Origin of the sequence: Longimicrobium sp., assembly GCA_036389135.1 — a bacterium.
Taxonomy (GTDB): domain Bacteria; phylum Gemmatimonadota; class Gemmatimonadetes; order Longimicrobiales; family Longimicrobiaceae; genus Longimicrobium.
This window is the reverse complement of the sequence record DASVQP010000075.1, coordinates 1-1,590: the sequence shown is the minus strand read 5'-3', so window position 1 is coordinate 1,590 and position 1,590 is coordinate 1. Positions and strand designations below refer to the sequence as shown.

General features: G+C 73.3%; 1 protein-coding gene. It reads left to right on the top strand.

The annotated features are described in order from the left end of the window. Nucleotides 1–1,590, top strand: a 1,590-nt coding sequence (locus VF584_17530) for an amino acid adenylation domain-containing protein (GenBank protein ID HEX8211982.1), incomplete at both ends; no start/stop codon positions are given.

Sequence of the window (1,590 nt, the reverse complement as noted above, 5' to 3'; positions counted from 1 at the left end):
GTCGACCGTCTGCCGATGCTCCCCGAGGCCGAGCGACGGCTGGTGGTGCGGGAGTTCAACCACACGCGGCGGGAGTACCCGCGCGGGGCGTGCGTCCACGAGCTGTTCGAGGCGCAGGCGGAGCGCACCCCCGATGCGGAGGCGCTGGTCTGCGAGCACGAGTCGCTGAGCTACGCCGAGCTGAACCGGCGGGCCAACCGGCTGGCGCACCACCTCCGCGCGCTCGGCGTGGGCGCCGACACGCGGGTGGGGATCTGCGTGGAGCGCAGCGTGGAGATGGTGGTGGGGCTGCTGGGCATCCTCAAGGCCGGCGGCGCCTACGTTCCGCTCGACGCCAGCTACCCGGTGGACCGGCTCCGCAACATGGTCGAGGACAGCGTCCCCGCCGTCCTCCTGACGCACCCGCCGCAGGCCGGCACCGCCGCCGCGCTGTCGGCGGGGACCACGATCCCGGTGCTCGACCTCACCGGCGATGAGGGATGGGCAAACCAGCCGGAGACGAATCCCGGCCGCGAGGGGCTCGGGCCGCGGAACCTGGCGCACGTGCTGTTCACCTCGGGCTCCACCGGCCGCCCCAAGGGGGTGATGCTGGAGCACGGGAGCCTGGTGAACCGGCTGGCGTGGATGCAGGACCGCTACGGGATGACGCCGGACGAGGCGCTGCTGCAGAAGACGCCCTTCTCCTTCGACGTCTCGTTCTGGGAGTTCTTCTGGCCGCTGATGGTGGGTGCCCGGCTGGTGATGGCGCGCCCCGGCGGCCACCGCGACCCGGCGTACCTGGTGGAGGTCATCCGCCGCGAGGGGGTCACCGTGGCGCACTTCGTCCCCTCCATGCTCCCGCTCTTCCTGGAGCACCCCGACGCGGCGCTCTGCACCGGGCTCCTGCGCGTGCCGGTGAGCGGCGAGGCGGTCTCCGCAGGGCTGGCGCGGCAGTTCCACCAGCGCCTTCCCGGCGTGGAGCTGACCAACCAGTACGGGCCCACCGAGTCGGGCGAGGTGACCGAGTGGGCGTGCGACCCCGGCGCGGAGCGCGTTTCCATCGGCCGGGCGATCCACAACTCGGCGGTCTACGTCCTGGACCGCGCGGGCGAGCCGGTGCCCGTCGGCGTGGCGGGCGAGCTGTTCATCGGCGGCGTGGCGGTGGCGCGGGGATACCTGGGCCGGCCGCGGCTGACGGCGGAGCGCTTCGTCCCCGACCCCTTCGGCGAGCCGGGGGCGCGGCTGTACCGCACCGGCGACCTCTGCCGGTGGCTGGCCGCTGCGAACGTGCGAGAGCGCGAGAGTGCCCCGGGCTCGCGCGAGACAGAGCGCACTTTCGAACTTTCGCACTCTCGCACTGCGGTTCTGGAGTACCTGGGGCGCACCGACTTCCAGGTGAAGGTGCGCGGCTTCCGCGTGGAGCCGGGCGAGATCGAGGCGCGGCTCGCAGCCCACCCCGGCGTGCGCGAGGCGGTGGTGCTCGCGCTGGACGACGGCTCCGGCGGCAAGCGGCTGGTGGGATACTTCGTGGGCGAGGCGCTGGATAGCGAGGCGCTCCGTGCGCATCTGTCCGCGCAGCTGCCGGAGTACATGGTCCCCGCGGCGCTCGTG